General features: G+C 41.6%; 11 protein-coding genes. 7 read left to right on the forward strand and 4 right to left on the reverse strand.

Annotated features, from left to right (window positions below):
• Positions 1-303: 303 nt before the first annotated feature.
• Entirely contained in the window at positions 304-2217 is a 1914-nt protein-coding gene (gene dnaK, locus QTN47_RS03465) for a molecular chaperone DnaK (protein WP_369327926.1), read from the reverse strand.
• A 353-nt stretch (positions 2218-2570) separates the two neighbouring features.
• Between dnaK and QTN47_RS03470 the strand changes: the two genes are divergently transcribed.
• Entirely contained in the window at positions 2571-3887 is a 1317-nt protein-coding gene (locus QTN47_RS03470) for a PQQ-dependent sugar dehydrogenase (RefSeq protein WP_369327927.1), read from the forward strand.
• Positions 3888-4357: 470 nt separating this feature from the next.
• Here QTN47_RS03470 and QTN47_RS03475 read toward each other — a convergent pair whose 3' ends face one another.
• The gene (locus QTN47_RS03475; protein ID WP_369327928.1) at positions 4358-4759 is read right to left on the reverse strand and encodes a hypothetical protein; all 402 of its coding nucleotides are present in this window, start codon (positions 4757-4759) and stop codon (positions 4358-4360) included.
• Between the two features lie 310 nt (positions 4760-5069).
• On the opposite strand from QTN47_RS03475, the gene uxaC reads away from it, so the two are divergent.
• The 4 genes from uxaC (at position 5070) to QTN47_RS03495 (ending at position 9612) form a co-directional block, all read left to right on the forward strand.
• Positions 5070-6470 (forward strand): glucuronate isomerase, encoded by a 1401-nt coding sequence (gene uxaC / locus QTN47_RS03480; RefSeq protein WP_369327929.1) that lies wholly within the window; start codon positions 5070-5072, stop codon positions 6468-6470.
• A gap of 132 nt (positions 6471-6602) precedes the next feature.
• The gene (locus tag QTN47_RS03485; RefSeq protein ID WP_369327930.1) at positions 6603-7622 is read left to right on the forward strand and encodes a sugar kinase; all 1020 of its coding nucleotides are present in this window, start codon (positions 6603-6605) and stop codon (positions 7620-7622) included.
• Positions 7615-8277 carry a bifunctional 4-hydroxy-2-oxoglutarate aldolase/2-dehydro-3-deoxy-phosphogluconate aldolase gene (locus QTN47_RS03490; RefSeq protein WP_369327931.1) on the forward strand — a complete coding sequence of 221 codons (663 nt, stop codon included), beginning with the start codon at positions 7615-7617 and terminating at the stop codon, positions 8275-8277. The genes QTN47_RS03485 and QTN47_RS03490 overlap by 8 nt, the downstream gene beginning before the upstream one ends.
• A 6-nt stretch (positions 8278-8283) precedes the next feature.
• Positions 8284-9612, forward strand: coding sequence for an MFS transporter (locus tag QTN47_RS03495; protein WP_369327932.1), 1329 nt, complete (start codon positions 8284-8286; stop codon positions 9610-9612).
• A 357-nt stretch (positions 9613-9969) separates the two neighbouring features.
• Here QTN47_RS03495 and QTN47_RS03500 read toward each other — a convergent pair whose 3' ends face one another.
• On the reverse strand, positions 9970-10380 hold the full coding sequence (locus QTN47_RS03500; protein ID WP_369327933.1) for an ester cyclase: 411 nt from the start codon (positions 10378-10380) through the stop codon (positions 9970-9972).
• Positions 10381-10927: 547 nt separating this feature from the next.
• On the opposite strand from QTN47_RS03500, the gene QTN47_RS03505 reads away from it, so the two are divergent.
• Positions 10928-12919 (forward strand): FAD-dependent oxidoreductase, encoded by a 1992-nt coding sequence (locus QTN47_RS03505; protein WP_369327934.1) that lies wholly within the window; start codon positions 10928-10930, stop codon positions 12917-12919.
• A 209-nt stretch (positions 12920-13128) separates the two neighbouring features.
• On the opposite strand, the gene QTN47_RS03510 is transcribed toward QTN47_RS03505, so the two are convergent.
• Positions 13129-13617, reverse strand: a complete 489-nt coding sequence (locus QTN47_RS03510; RefSeq protein ID WP_369327935.1) for a peptidase associated/transthyretin-like domain-containing protein — start codon at positions 13615-13617, stop codon at positions 13129-13131.
• A 1088-nt stretch (positions 13618-14705) separates the two neighbouring features.
• Between QTN47_RS03510 and QTN47_RS03515 the strand changes: the two genes are divergently transcribed.
• On the forward strand, positions 14706-17768 hold the full coding sequence (locus QTN47_RS03515) for an HYR-like domain-containing protein (protein ID WP_369327936.1): 3063 nt from the start codon (positions 14706-14708) through the stop codon (positions 17766-17768).
• Positions 17769-18057 lie beyond the last annotated feature (289 nt).

Here is an 18057-nt window from a genome sequence, read left to right on the forward strand (position 1 = left end):
TAATTGAAAGTTGATAATTGAAAATGATGGGGAATGGGTGAATGAGCGAATGTGCAAATGAGCGAATGTGCAAATGTGCGAATGTATGAACTGCAACTTTGGGACTGTGCAAGTAAATGGTCAAAATTTTTGAACATTAAATTTTACTTCGCGTGCCGTTGCGTTTCGCCGCCCCTCTGCGTTCTTTGCGTGAAACCCATCCGCCGTGTGCAAAAAAGGCCCCGCTTTAGCGGAGCCCTTATTATTTCTATCTTCCACGAAATCTTCGCTTCAGATTTTTTACTTTGGAATTTTGACCTAATCTTACTTCACTTCCTCAAACTCTGCATCCTGAACATCTTCCGGACCTTTTGCTTCAGCTCCGGCCTGTTGTGCACCAGCACCAGCTTGTTCGGTACCGTTACCACCTGCAGCCTGCTGAGCCTTGTAGATCTCTTCGCTTGCAGCTGTCCATGCATTGTTCATTTCAGCCAGGGCCTTATCAATTGCATCAGCATCCTGGTTTTTGTGTGCTTCTTTCAGCTTAGTCAAAGCATCTTCAATAGGTGCTTTTTTATCAGCAGGGATCTTATCTCCAAATTCTTTCAATTGCTTTTCAGTCTGGAAGATTAAGCTATCCGCCTGGTTCAGTTTTTCAACTTTTTCACGGGCAGCTTTATCAGTTGCTTCGTTGGCTTTAGCTTCATTCTTCATTTTTTCGATCTCATCCTTGCTTAAACCGCTACCTGCTTCAATACGGATCTTCTGTTCTTTGCCGGTTCCTTTATCTTTCGCGTTAACGTGTAAGATACCGTTAGCATCGATGTCAAAAGTAACTTCAATCTGAGGAACACCTCTTGGAGCTGGTGGTATACCATCCAGGTTAAATACGCCCAGGCTCTTGTTATCTTTCGCCATACTTCTTTCACCCTGCAATACATGGATCTGTACGCCTGGTTGATTATCGCTGGCTGTAGAGAATGTTTCCGTTTTCTTTGTAGGAATGGTTGTGTTAGAAGAGATCATTGTAGTCATTACACCACCATAAGTTTCAATACCCAGGCTTAACGGGGTAACATCCAACAACAATACATCTTTCACTTCACCGGTTAACACCGCACCCTGAATAGCAGCACCAACAGCAACTACCTCATCAGGGTTAACACCACGGTTTGGTTTTTTGCCGAAGAATTTTTCTACTATTTCCTGTACTTTAGGGATACGTGTACTACCACCTACCAGGATCACTTCATCAATTTGTGAAGCAGAGTAACCAGCATCTTTCAATGCAGCCTCACAAGGCTTCAAACATCTTTCAAATAATTTGTCAGCCAGTTGTTCAAATTTGGCTCTTGTAAGTTTTATTACAAGGTGTTTAGGAACACCGTCAACTGCAGTAATGTAAGGCAGGTTAATCTCTGTTTCAGAAGAAGAAGACAATTCAATCTTAGCTTTTTCAGCTGCTTCTTTCAAACGCTGAAGCGCCATTGGATCTTTGCGCAGGTCAACTGCTTCCTGGCTTTTGAATTCATCAGCCAACCAGTCCATGATCACTTTATCAAAGTCATCACCACCTAAGTGTGTATCACCGTTGGTGCTTTTTACTTCAAAAACGCCATCGCCCAGTTCAAGAACTGAGATATCGAATGTACCACCACCCAGGTCAAATACTGCTATTTTCTGGTCAGCGTGTTTTTTATCCAAACCATAAGCCAGTGCCGCAGCAGTAGGCTCGTTCACAATACGGCGTACGTTTAAACCAGCGATTTCACCAGCCTCTTTGGTAGCCTGGCGCTGAGCATCGTTGAAGTAGGCAGGAACGGTAATAACCGCTTCTGTAACTTCCTGTCCCAGGTAATCTTCAGCAGTTTTTTTCATTTTCTGCAGAATCATGGCGGAGATTTCCTGTGGAGTATATAATCTGCCATCAATGTCCACACGAACAGTATTATTGTCACCTTTTGCTACTTTATAGCTCCAGTGGCTTATTTCTTCGGTCACTTCGTCAAATCTGCGACCCATAAAACGCTTAACACTCATTATGGTGTTATGCGGGTTAGTAATGGCCTGACGTTTAGCGGGATCACCTACTTTACGTTCGCCATTTTTTAAGAAGGCTACAACTGAAGGCGTTGTACGGCGGCCTTCATCGTTGGCGATTACCACCGGTTCGTTACCTTCCATTACAGCTACGCAACTGTTAGTTGTGCCTAAGTCAATACCTATTATCTTTCCCATATCATTTAAATCCTTTAAGGTTTGTATTAGAATGTCTCTTTTCTTAGTCAATGATTATGCCATCGACTGACAAAATGAAAAATTGGCAGATGCAAGCTTAAAGCTTAAAACCCAAAGCCTAAAGCAAGGGCCTAAAGCGTAATGCCTAAAGCTTAAAGCCTTGTCTTTCGGCATCCCTGAGTTTTACCGCAGTTATTGAAGTTTGCTTCCAGAAAGTTTTCGACCTGCCTAACAAATTCTGAAGAAAGTAAACGTCTCGAACACTCAACTGCAAGTTTTAGGCTTTACGCTTTAGGCTTTAAGCTTGCCTCGCCTTGGCTTCAATCTTGTACTCCTTTCCCTAAAGGCCTCATATGGTAAAAAAATATTTACCTGTTTTGACAGTGATTTTGATGTTTTCCTGCCAAAATCAGCATAAAAATACCACGGAAACCCCGGCTGACACCGTTCAAACGGCCATAAAACCGGTTGATCTTCCTGAACCATTTGCTACCAAATCCACTTCAAAATTTTGTAATGTCATTGGTTGGCAAGATTCAATTATACCAAAAGCTCCTGACGGATTCGTTGTGACCAGGTTCGCTTCGGGACTCAATAATCCGAGGTGGATTTATCAGGCACCTAACGGAGATATTTTTGTTTCCCAGGCATCCACCAATCCGGGCGCAATAAAAAAACTGGAAGCGCAGGTTTCCGGGAAGGCGAAGTCTCAAAACATGGGCAACAGCGCCAATTCGGTGATTTTGTTTAAAGATGCCAATAATGATGGCGTGGCGGATACATCAGAGGTGTTTTTGTCCGGCCTTGACCAGCCGTTTGGGATGCTTGTTTTGGGTAATTTCTTCTACGTGGCAAATACAGATGCGTTGCTCAGGTTTCCCTATCAACCAGGGCAGACGAGCATTAAAGCTGCTCCGCAAGAAATTTTGACACTTCCCAAAGGCGGATACAACAATCACTGGACGAGAAACCTGCTTGCAAACAGCGATAACTCAAAGATCTTCATTTCCGTAGGTTCAGGTTCCAATAACGCAGAACACGGTATGGATAATGAAATCAGACGGGCTGACATATTAGAGATCAATCCCGACGGATCTGGAGAAAAAATATATGCCTGGGGTTTGAGAAATCCGGTAGGAATGGGTTGGGCGCCCGGAACCAATACTTTATGGACAGCAGTAAATGAACGGGATGAATTGGGAGACGGCCTGGTTCCTGACTATCTTACTTCGGTAAAAGAAGGTGGATTTTATGGTTGGCCCTACAGTTATTTCGGACAGCATAAAGATCCGCGAATGAAAGGCGAACGCCCCGATCTTGTTGCAAAAGCTATCGTTCCCGATGTGTCTTTGGGTTCGCACACAGCTTCGTTAGGACTGGCGTTTTATGACAAGAACGAGTTTCCTTCAAAATACCAGGGTGGTGCGTTTATTGGTCAGCATGGTTCGTGGAATTCTTCCAAATTGGTTGGATATAAAGTTGTTTTTGTTCCTTTTAAAAACGGCAGGCCGATAGGAGAGCCGGAAGATTTTTTAACCGGCTTCATTGCAGATGAAGCCAGTGGTAAGGTTTATGGCAGGCCCGTAGGTGTGGCTGTTTTAAGTAACGGCGCGCTCCTTGTTGCGGATGATGCATCGAATACAATTTGGTGTGTGAGGAAGAAGGGATAAGCGTAAGCTTAGAGCTAAAAGCCTAAAGCTTAAAGCTTGTGTTGGCACACCTGAAACATCCTTGTATAAATGAAAAGCGTTCAAAACAGATGTTTGTTTTGGACGCTTTTTATAAATAACATTTTACGCCTTGGTTCGTGTCTCACGAACCAAATTGTTCATTTATGTTATGATGTCTCGTGGGGCACGAGCCATGGCTTTAGGAAGTGATAAGCTTAGAGCCTAAAGCTTAAAGCCAGGGTTGGCGCGCTTGAAGCAATTCCGACTAAACGAAAAGAGTCCAAAATCAGATAGTTGTTTTGGACTCTTTTCATGACTAATATTTTAATTACCGCGCCGTGGTTCGTGTCTTACGAAACACTTATAAATAAGGGTCTCGTGGGATAAGAGCCACGGCTTCAAATGCGAAAGGCAAATTTGATATTGAGGTCTCAGTTCTAAGCTTTGGGCTTTAGGCTTTAAGCTTCTCTCTAATAATACAAATTAGACAACACATTCTTCGGGTCGTTTGTAGAAGGTTTAAGCCCCAAAAAACTGGTGAGTTGTGTTGGTGAAATAAGCCCGCCAAGCTTTGTTTTTAATCCGTTGAACAGGGATGTGAACTTGGTATTGTAAGAGCCGGCATCTGTTTGTTGTAATGGTAATATTTTTGATTTCTGCGTCAGGAAATCTGTTATAGCACTCGTAACCCCGGGTTTCTGGGTATCGGTTAGTGACAAGGCCGGCACAAGTTTTCCCATGATGCTTTTTGTAAGGCTTTTTACATTAAATCCTGAAGAGGCTGCGCTTGTAAGATCGCCCGGAACTGTTTGCGCATGAACAGTTGTTATTATTAAGATGGCAGCAGCGAACAGGAAAAATAATTTTTTCATGGTAATGTGTTTAAAATGAATAGGAGTAAGGTAATAACAATTTTTGGGACGTAAAGTTCAGGCCCGATTAAAAATGAAATCGTTACCGACAACGTTTGCGTAAAAAAATCTTGTTTTTGCGCTTGTTTGCATTAAATATAGTTATAGACTTGTCATAATAGTTGTCTTTTTTAGTAGCTGTCGCTCTGAAATTTGCCACATGAAAAAAGAGTCTTTCTTCTCTGCATGTTCAATTGAATAGCACTCCAGGAGATCTTAATGATGGTTTTTTCAGCATAGCCAATTTTATTTATATACCTAAAAATGGAATATGCGAAAATTTTTGGATGAAAACTTTCTTTTGCAATCAAACACTGCACAACGGCTTTATCATGAGTTCGCAAAGGATATGCCTATCATTGACTATCATTGCCACTTGCCCCCCGCACAAATAGCAAAGAACTACCAGTTTAAAAATCTTACGGAAATCTGGCTATATGGCGATCATTATAAGTGGAGGGCCATGCGGACCAATGGTGTTGATGAAAGATACTGCACCGGTGATGCAACTGATTATGAGAAGTTTGAACAATGGGCGGCAACTGTTCCATATACACTACGTAACCCGTTGCATCACTGGACGCACCTTGAGTTGCAACGGTACTTCAATGTTAACGATATTCTGGAGCCCTCAAGCGCCAAAGACATATATGATACCTGTACTGCATTGTTGCAAACACCGGAATATACCGTTCAGAATCTTTTAAGAAAGATGAATGTTGTACAGGTTTGTACGACCGATGATCCTGTAGATACATTGTGTGATCATAAACAATTGAAGAAAGACGGTTTTGAGATTCCGGTTAATCCTGCTTTCAGGCCTGATGCCGCAATGAATGTGGATGATCCTGTTGTATTTAACGCCTATCTGAAAAAGCTGGAGACGGCCACGGGTATTGATATCACATCATTCAATCAGTTCCTTGATGCGATAAAGGACAGGCATGATTACTTTGCCGCCAATGGGTGTACCGTTTCTGATCACGGTTTGGAAGAAATGTATGCAGATGATTTTACTGAAAAGGAGATCATACTTATATTTAACCGCGTTCGTAACGGAGAGGTATTGTCGCTGAAGGAAAGAAGACAGTTTAAGTCGGCCATGTTAATATATTTTGCAGAGCTGGATTGGGAAAAAGGCTGGGTGCAGCAATATCACCTGGGAGCATTGCGCAATAACAATAAACGGCTGTTGCAAAAGCTCGGCCCGGATACAGGCTGGGATTCTATGGGCGACTTTTCCCAGGCAAGGAGCCTTGCCCGCTTCCTGTCAAGAATGGACAGTGATGATAAGCTGGCAAAAACAATACTGTATAACCTGAATCCTGCTGATAACGAAGTAATGGCGACAATGATCGGGAACTTTAATGATGGCTCGGTTGCAGGTAAAATACAATATGGTTCTGCATGGTGGTTCCTCGATCAGAAAGATGGAATGATCAGGCAGATCAATACGCTGTCCAATATGGGATTGATCAGCAGGTTTATTGGCATGCTGACAGATTCCAGAAGCTTTCTTTCTTTTCCCCGTCATGAATATTTCAGGCGTATTGTTTGTAATTTGTTCGGCGCAGAGGTCGAGAACGGTGAATTGCCCAATGATATAAACTGGATCGGAAAAGTTGTTCAGGATATTTGTTACTATAACGCGAAGAATTATTTTAATTTTTAAAATCAATATCTTCCAGCAGTAAACAAGTAAAATAAAATCCAAAAAGCCGGTGTAAAGATGTGGGAGGATGATCAAAACGCAGCCTTTGCTGATACCTGATACCTGACACCTGATACCTGGCGTTTTATACCAATGAAGAAAGTTTTATGTTTTGGAGAGTTGTTGTTACGCATGTCTCCGCAGTTGCACGGCAAATGGATGCATGATAACGTGATGTCCGTTTATGTAGGTGGTGCTGAATTGAACGTGGCTACTGCGTTAACAAAATGGGAGCTACCCGTTGGTTATTGTACGGCGTTGCCGCATAACTACCTTGCGACAGAAATAGTAGAAGAATTAAAGCAAAAGAAAATAGATACATCTTCCATCCATTTTGGCGGAGAAAGGATCGGGTTATATTACCTGCCACAAGGCGCAGACCTGAAACATGCAGGTGTTATATATGACAGGGCTTATTCATCTTTCGGAGAACTAACAACCGGCGTAATAGACTGGGATACAGTTTTAAATGATGTAAGCTGGTTTCATTTTTCGGCAATAAGTCCGGCTTTGAGTAGAAGAGCAGCTGATGTTTGTAAGGAAGCACTGGAGGTGGCGCATAAGAAAGGGATTTTCATATCTGTTGATCTTAATTACCGCTCAAAGCTTTGGCAATACGGAGAAAAGCCCGTTTCCGTTATGCGTGAACTGGTTGAATATTGCGATATGGTGATGGGAAATATCTGGGCTGCAAACACTTTACTGGGAATTGAAATTGATCATGACATTCACCAGAAGGGAACAAAAGAAGCCTACCTGGCGCACGCCGAAAAAACATCAAAGGCCATTGAAGAGACCTTTCACAAATGCCACACCGTTGCCAATACATTCAGATTTGATAATGGTGAAGAGGGTATCAGGTATTACACAACATTATTCACGAATAAAGCGCAACATTTTTCCGCAGAATATGTTGCCGACAGTATAACGGACAAAGTTGGAAGTGGCGATTGTTTTATGGCTGGCTTAATCTACGGGCTGTATCATAAACACCCGCCGCAGGAGGTAATAGATTTTGCAACTGCTGCGGCCTTTGGTAAGCTAAGTGAGACAGGAGATGCAACCAATCAGACAATTGAAGATGTACGTCAAAAAATAATTCATCATGGATAAGAAATCAGCTATACTGGATGTGATCCCTCAGCAAGGAATGTTGCCACTGTTTTTTCATGAAGATGCAGAAGTGAGTGCAAATGTTTTGCGTGCGTTGTATGCGGCAGGAATAAGGGCGGTTGAATATACCAACAGAGGATCGGCGGCACTGAAGAATTTTTCTGTGCTTAGAAACCTTTGTGATTCAGAATTAAAAGACATGTACCTGGGGATAGGTACCATTAAAAATGAACATGCAGCTGTATCATTTATTAATGCCGGCGCGGATTTTATAATTAGCCCGGGTATTATTGACGAAGTTGCCGAAGCTGCAAAATCACTAAGAATGCTTTGGGTTCCGGGTTGTATGACGCCAACGGAAATTATCCGTGCTGAAAATATGGGCGCGACTTTTATTAAATTGTTCCCAGGAAATTTGTTGGGCCCGCAATTTGTACAATCCATCAAAGAATTATTCCCCACATTGTTTTTTATGCCTACCGGCGGAGTTGAATTAGATAAGGAGAATCTTGAAGCCTGGTTTAAATCCGGCGTTTGCGCCGTAGGGATGGGAAGCAAACTGATCACAAAAAATTTATTACAGCAAAAAGACTATTCAAGCATAACTACACTAACGAAAGAAGCATTGGAAATTATTAATGCCATCAAAAAATAACGATTGATGTATACAACGAGCACGCCTCCTGCCATTGAAAAAATTGCCATCGGAAAATACCGATGGACCATTTGTGCACTGATATTTTTTGCCACGACCATCAACTACCTGGACAGACAGGTGATCAGCCTGTTAAAATCAACGCTTGAAAAAGAGTTTACGTGGAGTGAAACAGATTATGCTAACCTTGTAACCTGCTTTCAGCTGTGTTATGCTTTAGGAATGATAGGTGCAGGTAGATTAATAGACAAGCTGGGTACAAAGATCGGTTATGCACTAGCTACAGCTTTGTGGAGCATTGCTGCATTGGGTCATGGTCTTGTAACAAGCACGCTCGGATTCTTTGTTGCAAGAGGTTTCTTAGGTGTAACAGAATCCGGCAACTTTCCTGCAGCTATCAAAACAGTGGCTGAATGGTTTCCTAAAAAGGAACGTGCGCTGGCTACCGGTATATTTAATTCTGGCACAAATATCGGCGCCATAGTGGCACCGCTTTCTGTACCGTTTATTGCTCAAAAAATGGGTTGGAAAGCAGCTTTTGTAATTACCGGGCTAATCGGTTTTATCTGGCTTATTTTCTGGTTTCTGCTGTATGAAGTGCCCAAAAAACAAAAGAGATTAAGCAAGTCTGAATACGATTATATCCACAGCGACAAAGACGAACTACAGGAAACAACAGAAGTAAAACATGAAAAAGTATCCTGGGGTACATTGCTTAAATACAGACAAACCTGGGCCTTTGCAATAGGTAAAGGATTAACAGATCCTATGTGGTGGTTCTTTTTATTCTGGCTTCCTGATATTCTGGAAAAACAATACGGTCTGAGTTCAACTGAAAAGGCATTCCCGGTTGCTGTTGCTTACACCATTGCAACCCTTGGTAGCATAGGTGGCGGATGGTTGCCTTTGCGATTGATCAAAAATGGAATGCCTGTTTTTTCTGCACGTAAAAAGTCCATGCTCATCTATGCATGTTGTGCATTACCGGTAATAACGGCTCAGTACTTTGGTGGTTCTAACATGTGGCTGGCAGTGTGTATTATCAGTCTTGCAATGGCTGCGCACCAGGCATGGAGCGCGAATATCTTTACAACTGCAAGCGATATGTTTCCCAAACATACGCTGGGCTCCATCACCGGTATTGGCGGCATGTTCGGCGCAGTAGGCGGAATTATGATTGCCAAGCTGGCTGGTGCATTGTTTGATCATTATAAAGCTTTGGGACATATTCAAACCGGCTACACTATTATGTTTGTTGTATGTGGCTCTGCTTATCTTGTCACCTGGACGATCATGCATTTGTTAGTGCCGAAAATGAGGCGTGTGGAAATATAATACCTCTCAATGATTGTATAAAATCATTATTGTCCGACTAAAAGTGTGAAACTGGAATTTAATTGTCAATAGTAGTGTTAACCTATTATGATTTATAAATAGAGAAGATTGAGCTCAACGTAGGCAATCCCGAAGGGATGAAATTATTATAGAAGTGCGTAAATTATTTATTAAAACCCGAAGGGTTGACATTACATTATAGAATGTCAACCCTTCGGGTTTTAAATACAGGTGCGTATATTCTTCTATAATAATTTCATCCCTTCGGGATTGGATGGACCTGTTCTAAAATGTTTCTCTTTACAATTATTATTACCTTGGTTGTACGAAAAATAAACGGCTGTTGCATGGAAGGCGCTAAACTGATTCAGACAACTTAAGAAGACCGATTTGTTGATACATCTTCAAAAAATCAAAACTGTTCCATGCTTCTTTGATTTTTCCATGTTCGCATTTTGCCCAGCAGATGCCGGAAAAATTGACCTCCTTGTTAGTCGGAATATGCAAGGCGTGCACCGTGCATCTCACGGCTTCAATGCCATCTTCTTTGATGGCATCTTCCATCTGAATGTCGATGTTTGTGAAATCCTTTTTGAAGTTTGCGTAAAATGTTCTGAATCCCTCCGGGCCTGGCAGATTGGAGTCAATATCTCCAAGGCCATGCCTTGTGGCGTTTTCATGCATCAGGCTTTCTGCGATATCAATGTTTCCTTTGTTCCAGACCTCATTCAGCCATTTGTACACCAGGGTTTGTTCCAGGTTAGGCATTGTAGTAAGTTTTTAGGATTAAAAAATAGACACATAAATTAATCGATTTTAAATTGATTTGCAAATCGGTTAAGCTACCGGTATTCGCGTGTTATTGTTATACATCTTTAAGCTCATTTATTTGGGTCAGATGTTGAATGCGAGTGTCTTTACAAAGGATGCAATCACTATATTGAAGAAGAAGGCCAAAAAATCAGATCAACATACAAGATAATTTCGCTTCCGGCAATTGAAGGGGCTTGCAGTCATCTGTCTTTCCAAATTAATGAGTAGCGCCTGTTGCATAGATAAAACAAAGCCGCACTTTGGAGAGGCGCGGGAGGGCAAAACGGCCGGAGGCATCCGTGTTTGCCTTGATTTTTTGGTTCTTTTGGATCAAGCCAAAAGAACATAAAAGAGAAAACGGTTCCAATATGCTATGTAAAGACATTTTTCCCACCGCTGTTGAATCAAATCTCATACACTACCTCGCGCCATCCAAAAAATAAAGCTTTATATTTATCCCTCTGACAAAACTGCTTTCAAAAAAATCATTAATTCATTCCTCATGATTGCTTATAAGAAAGGCTTATTGCTCTGCTTAATATTGATTTTTGCAACACAGCGTTTAATTGCTCAATCAATCGAAAAAGTTGATGTATGCATTTATGGAGGAACCTCTGCCGGTGTTATCGCTGCCTATACTGCCAGGAAGTTACACAAGACTGTATTATTGATAGAACCCGGTAACAGATTGGGCGGACTGACAACAGGTGGTCTCGGATATACAGATATCGGCAACAAATATGCCATTACGGGTTTGGCAAGAGATTATTATCGCCGTATCGGTAAACACTATGGCCGCTTTGAGCAATGGATCTTTGAACCCAAAGTTGCACTGCAGATTTTTCAGCAATACATTGATGACGCCCAATTGAATATCCGTCTTCAGCACCGATTGGCGAGTGTAAAAAAGGTGAATGGCTCAATTACTGAAATAGAAGTAACGAACTTAAACAGCGGAAAAAATATACAGGTTAAAGCCGGCATGTTCATTGATTGCTCATATGAAGGAGACCTGATGGCAAAGGCCGGTGTCTCATACATGGTAGGTCGTGAAGCCAATGCGGATTACAATGAAACATACAACGGAATACAACTTCGTGAAAAACATCAATTCCCTGATAGCATTAATCCTTACAAAGAACCGGGCAAACCCGGAAGTGGACTTTTGTGGGGCATAAGTCCTGAACCGTTAGGGACAATTGGAGCCGGTGACAAAAAAGTACAGACGTACAATTTCAGGATATGCCTGACAAATGATCCCACTAATCGCATAGAGATCACCAGGCCTGAAGATTATGATCCTGCACGTTATGAATTATTATTGCGAGTGCTGGAGAAAAGACCTGCTAAAGATCTTAATGGTATTATGAAGGTAGACCTGATGCCAAATCATAAAACCGATATCAATAACAATGGGGCATTTTCAACAGATATGATCGGTGAGAACTATAATTATCCTGAAGGCGATGCTGCGATAAGAAAAGCCATCATTAAAAAGCATGAGAACTATACCAAAGGTTTTTTGTATTTCGTGGGTCATGATAGCCGTATGCCGCAGCATTTGCGTGATATGATGTTGCAATGGGGGTATCCGAAAGATGAATACACAGATAATGGCAACTGGACACCTCAATTATACATTAGAGAAGCCCGCAGAATGAAGGGCGCCTATATAATGACACAAGCGAATTGCGAAGCGCGCGAGACCGTTACCGATGGTATTGGGATGGCAGCTTATACAATGGATTCCCATAATTGCCAGCGCATTGTTGTAAACGGCATGGTAAAGAATGAGGGGGATGTGCAAATAGGGGGCTTTGGTCCTTATCCTATATCTTACAGATCTATTATTCCCAAAGCCGATGAATGTAAAAATCTTTTTGTACCGGTTTGCCTGTCTGCCACTCATATTGCATATGGTTCCATAAGAATGGAGCCGGTATTTATGGAGCTTGGACAGTCGGCCGCAGTAGCTGCAGTGGAAGCGCTTAACACGGGAACAACTGTGCAGAATGTAGATATTAAAAAAGTACAGCAATCATTACTAGATAATCCGTTGGTTAACGGAAAAATACAGGAAGTGCTTGTGGATAATGACGATACAAAGCATGTTGTTGTTACCGGCAATTGGAAAAAACAAAAAGGAGGTTCTTACGGACCATCCCTTTATGCAAATGATAGTAAGGGGGGAGAAGCGGGCTCCGTTCGTTTTAACGTTGACATACCAAAGGACGGGAAATATCGTGTCTACAGCTATTTACCTAAGCTGGAAAATGCAGCGTTACATACGCATTTCACCATTTTTGACGGGAACAACAAGCATGACCATGCAGTTGATGCATCAGCTATAAAGGTCGAAGGGCAAACGTCCGGTGAATGGATTGACCTTGGTGCATACAGTTTCAAAAAAGAGGGCAAAGCTTATGTTGAAATAAATAACGAAAAAGCAGATGGAGTAGTAGTGGCTGATGCAATCCTGTTCATACCTGAGTAATAAGCTGCTTTTTTTCTAAAGTTCGCCAGGGAAGCGAGTATTTTTGTATCTGTTACATCGTTTTTAATGCAATAATGCGTTGACTAACTATGGAGGTTTAATAGTAATTCTGACCGTAGATCTATCATTTGCTATCTTAAGGTTATTGGTACGCAAACAATATAAAGTTGCGCACCAATAACCAAAAAATACCGATGTTTTTTGAAAGCCTAGTTCAATTTAACAAGATGCTGTTCTTGTTCTTTTGATAATTGATCCTTCTCAATAATCTGAAGTGATGCATTTGCAGATTTTGTTTTCATCGTTTCAAAAATACCGTGATTATCCAGCTTGTACATTGCGCCTGTAGCAGGATCGATGATCAGCATTCCAATAACGCCACCCAAAAGAATGTTACCAAAATACCATCCGTTCAGTTTGCATTCAACCGTCATTTTTTTAGTTTCAAATCCACTTTTTGTCAAAGTAATTGTATAGGATTCCTTTGCAAAAAAAGAGGATCCGGACTTTAACTTGAACGCAGCCGGAGAAGTTCCTTTGTAAACTTCAATACCTTTTCTATTGGTCACTGAAATTTCAGCACCTGCCGGGTTGGTGTCAACTGAAAAAGGCCAATTAGATTTACTTACGATGGATGCACATCCTGTAGATAACATGGCAAATGCAACTGCAATTGCAGAGAGCCTGGTACGAGACATAGTTTTTCGTTTTAAGGATTAAGATTTTAAAATCCCTGATTAAAAAATAGGGCGCAAAAATAAAAGAATGTTTAACTCAAAAAAATATTTCTATTATTGATGAAGTCAGCTTGTTATTACAAACATGCTCATTTCGTGCTACAAGTAAATTGAATTATTTGCAGGTAGGTTGCGATACGCTTTTCGTTAGCGTTCTGCCAGAACGGTGAGCCATGGTAACTTGGCTCTAACGGCAAGGCATCTTATTTGTTGCTCTTTAGCGCTGATCATATTTGTTTTGGTCTTTTATGTTGAAGAATACAGGAGTCCTGCTTTTCAGATGAACGCAGATGTAAATGAACGCAAGAAAGGTGAAGTTTTCGGAGATGATACATCCACCGGTGCTCAGATTTTCACCCGAAAAACGCTTTGATGCAGAAAAAGAAAAATGAGAATTACTTCTGTTATATTCCAACTGATTAATATTTCTTTTGGCTTACTGTTTAAATCCACAGTTAAATAGCTTCCCGCTTCAATTGCTGATTGGCTGAATGTATATAATAGATTCAATAAAAATAAATGCATTTACGCTATTGCATAAATAAAAAAAAGTTGTTAATTTTTGTTCTTATTATCGCTTGTCATTACTGTCCACGCCATACTTCACTGTCCGGTATCCTCTGCAATAAAACCACGAGCAACACAATTTGTAAGTAACCGATGTAGTGCTGGTTTCGATAATGAAGCGTTGTCGCCACGGGTGATAGTGTGTATTCTAGTAATTAGAATTTTTCATTTGGATTCAAGCGTACACTATTATGTATTGTTATACCCCTTTAAAGAACAAAGAATGTTCCTTATCCCGGAAGCTAACTTTCAATACACGGTTTAAATTCTTAACCCGGCCCGTCAATTCTTGTATTCATACCTTTCTCTGCATAACAACTATTCTTTTCGTGAGGCATATTCGTTTGCGAAGATGGGCATAATATCTTTCATATTATGCCCTTTTAAATACCCTTTTCAAAATCAAATCCGCCCTATACACCATTCCTGTTTAATGTGTGTAGGGGCTATCTATTACCTCAACTATAATAAAACCGTGATCTATGTTTACTCCTCATAAAAGAAAAATTCATATCCCTTTTTTAGGGGGGCGATGTAACGAAATAAGTCGCTTCTTTAAAAAAGTAGTCCCGCTTTTGCTTACCGCCATATTACTTTATTCCTATCAGTCATATGCGCAATTGGCGCCCGTTTATCCGCCTGCCGGAGGATTTCGCATTGACGGTGGTTTAAAAGCCAACACACCTACTGCTAACCAGGGTGACTGGGTAGCAGGGCCTGGAGGCACCGGTGGCTTTGTGCTGACAGACTCTGGCGTTGCCGTTGTTGGCGCCACTACGGGCCTTAAACGTGATGCATATAACAGTAACCTGGACTTTATCTTTACAACAGGAAGTAAGTTTGACGACAGTATACCCGCTTTACATTGGACCCAATCTACTGCGCCGAATAAGAATGATATTAATAACGCGATGTACCACGTATCAAGAGACACTTCCAATAATAACCAGTGGATCATAATTGGTGGTGACCGTCTTTCTACAAGTGGGACAAGCTACATAGATTTTGAATTTTTGCAGAATACGCTGGCTAGAAATCCATCAGGTGGCGGCTTCACTGGTGGCGGTCCTAACGGCGGCAGAACCATCAATGACCTGGTTATTTCAATGGAATACACTAACGGCGGTGTTGCGGCCAATGTATTCTTTTATCAATGGAAAGCCAAGGCTGGTGGCGGTTACGAGTTTGTTCAATTTACTCCGCCCGCCGGTACTGCTTTTGCATTAACCAATGGTGTTAATGAATCCGTTCCTTTTGGGGCTTTTGGTTCTACCACATATCAACCATTTGCATTTGTTGAAGCAGCTATTAATATCACAAAACTGTTGGCTGCAACAGGAGATGCCTGTGCCGGCCTGAGCGTTAAAACGCTTTGGATAAAAACAAAAGCGTCAGCGTCTTCAACTGCTGCGCTGAAAGATTTTGTTGAACCAATACCTGTCTCCTTCACTTTTGGTTCGGCCAGCATCAAATATGCCGGACCGTTCTGCGCAAAAGGTACGGCTTCTGTTGACTTAACCGGTATTACCGGAGGTACATTCTCTGCGCCTGCAGGTCTTAGCATTAATGCCAGTACCGGGTTAATAGATCTTGCAGCTAGTACACCAGGAACTTATGAGATTACGTATACCTTCAATAGTGGCAATGGTTGTATTAAAACTGCAAAAGCAACAGTGGTAATCAATCCATTCCCGTCATGTAGTATTACCGGGCCGGACGGACCACTTTGTCCGGGGACAACAGGAAACACCTACACCGGATCCGGAGGTGTTAAATTCAAATGGACCATATCAGGTAATGGCTCTATTGTTGGCAGCGACAGCAGTTCGTCTGTAACTGTTACAGCCGGCAATAATTGTAACGCATCATTTACATTAGGATTAACAACTACCAACTCCAGTGGCTGTTCAAGCACCTGCAGTAAAGATGTAGTTGTTAAGGACACAATAAAGCCAGTGATTAATTGTCCGGGAAATAAACAACTCGAATGCGGTGCGGCTTCTGATACTTCCAAAACAGGAAAAGCAACCGCTACCGATAACTGCGGCGGAACTGTAACAATTAGTTACACAGATGCTGCAACAGCTGCGGGTTGTAACGGAAAAGCAGGAATTGACAGGACATGGAAAGCTATAGACGCTTGTGGTAACTTCAGTACTTGTGTACAGCACATTACGTTCATTGATACAACCAAGCCTGTGATCACATGTCCTGGTAACAAACAATTGACATGTGGCGCACCAACTGACACAGTACACACAGGAAAAGCAACTGCAACTGATAATTGCGGCGGTACAGTAATAATAACTCATACCGATGCAGCTACTGCAGCTTCTTGTGCAGGAATACCAGGTATTGACCGTACATGGAGAGCTACAGATGCATGCGGTAACTTTAGCACTTGTGTACAGCACATTACATTCATAGACACAACTGCTCCTTCAATTACCTGTCCTGCTCCGGTAACTGTAGAATGTGCTGGAGACGTGCCAACTCCAGATCCGAAGTCAGTAACCACTTCTGATAATTGTAGTGGTTCAGTTACAGTTGAATTTGTAAAAGACGAAGCTTCAGGCAGCTGTCCTAAGATTATTACCCGCACATATAAGGCAACAGACGCCTGCGGTAATACTAATACTTGTACACAAACAATTACAGTGAAGGACGTAACTCCGCCAACTATTGCTTGTGTGCCTGATGTTAAAGTTGAATGTGGAGATGCTACAGATACTACGGCTACAGGTACACCTGTTGCTACTGATAACTGCGGCAAACCTACGCTCACACATAAGGATGTAAACAGTTCTCAAAATTGCTACACACTAATCACACGCACATGGACTGCTACTGACGGTTGTGGCAATACAACAACCTGTGTACAGCATATTACTGTAACAGATCGAACAGCGCCAATTGTTAGTTGTCCGTCAGATAAAGTATTGTCATGTGGTGAATCAACTGATCCGTCTAACACCGGAACAGCTACAGCTTCAGACAATTGCTCTTCTGCAGCAGAAATCAATATATTCTATACTGATGCTCCGGTTGCAGGTTCAGCATGCCCTGGCAGCACAAATATAGATCGTACATGGACTGCTATAGACGGTGCGGGTAACATTGGTACTTGTGTACAGCACATTACTTTCGTTCAGAATGTTGCTCCTCTTACAAAAGTGAAAACAGCATCTGTTCAAAAACCTGTAAGGGCTACAACACAAAAGAGCACTACTCAGGCCAGTGTGAATAAGGATAAGAAAGTTGCTTCCGCAAGCAAAAACAGCAGCGGCTTACAAGTGACAGCTTATCCCAATCCATTCCAGAAAAAAGTAAACTTTAGAATTGTTTCTGCAACTTCCGGTAAGGCAGTTTTGGAAGTTTACAATATCTCTGGTCAAAAACTGGGAAATGCTTTTGAAGGTAAACTTGATGCAGGTGTTGCAAGGGATGTTCAGTACACGCTTCCTTTTGCATCAAATTCAATGCTGATTTATAAATTGTCTGTAGGTGGTAAATCAGCAAGCGGAAAAATTCAATCGCTCGAATAGTATTAAGTAAGTTTAGCTGAAATAGGGGCCGAAAAAAAGAGGGGTAGTATCATTTACTTGATACTACCCCTTCTTATTGGGTAGTTTATAATCCGGTTTTGCACTGCCAGCTGAAAGCTCTAAGCTGGCAGCCAATAGCTCATATATCATTTATTTGATACTACCCTTTCTTATTGAGTATTTACAAGTAAGTCTTTAGATAAAGCCATTGACAATCAATGCCCCGCGACGTTTGTAATTAAACTTTGCGGCTTGATCTAATAGCTAATTGCTGATGCAATGTCGTTTA

The organism is Danxiaibacter flavus (assembly GCF_041060425.1).
Lineage (GTDB): Bacteria > Bacteroidota > Bacteroidia > Chitinophagales > Chitinophagaceae > Danxiaibacter > Danxiaibacter flavus.

What these genes read in the sequence shown, in the direction of transcription:
- dnaK (WP_369327926.1), bottom strand. Translation starts at nt 2,217, where the DNA reads ATGGGAAAGATAATAGGTATTGACTTAGGCACAACTAACAGTTGCGTA.
- QTN47_RS03470 (WP_369327927.1), top strand. Translation starts at nt 2,571, where the DNA reads ATGGTAAAAAAATATTTACCTGTTTTGACAGTGATTTTGATGTTTTCC.
- QTN47_RS03475 (WP_369327928.1), bottom strand. Translation starts at nt 4,759, where the DNA reads ATGAAAAAATTATTTTTCCTGTTCGCTGCTGCCATCTTAATAATAACA.
- uxaC (WP_369327929.1), top strand. Translation starts at nt 5,070, where the DNA reads ATGCGAAAATTTTTGGATGAAAACTTTCTTTTGCAATCAAACACTGCA.
- QTN47_RS03485 (WP_369327930.1), top strand. Translation starts at nt 6,603, where the DNA reads ATGAAGAAAGTTTTATGTTTTGGAGAGTTGTTGTTACGCATGTCTCCG.
- QTN47_RS03490 (WP_369327931.1), top strand. Translation starts at nt 7,615, where the DNA reads ATGGATAAGAAATCAGCTATACTGGATGTGATCCCTCAGCAAGGAATG.
- QTN47_RS03495 (WP_369327932.1), top strand. Translation starts at nt 8,284, where the DNA reads ATGTATACAACGAGCACGCCTCCTGCCATTGAAAAAATTGCCATCGGA.
- QTN47_RS03500 (WP_369327933.1), bottom strand. Translation starts at nt 10,380, where the DNA reads ATGCCTAACCTGGAACAAACCCTGGTGTACAAATGGCTGAATGAGGTC.
- QTN47_RS03505 (WP_369327934.1), top strand. Translation starts at nt 10,928, where the DNA reads ATGATTGCTTATAAGAAAGGCTTATTGCTCTGCTTAATATTGATTTTT.
- QTN47_RS03510 (WP_369327935.1), bottom strand. Translation starts at nt 13,617, where the DNA reads ATGTCTCGTACCAGGCTCTCTGCAATTGCAGTTGCATTTGCCATGTTA.
- QTN47_RS03515 (WP_369327936.1), top strand. Translation starts at nt 14,706, where the DNA reads ATGTTTACTCCTCATAAAAGAAAAATTCATATCCCTTTTTTAGGGGGG.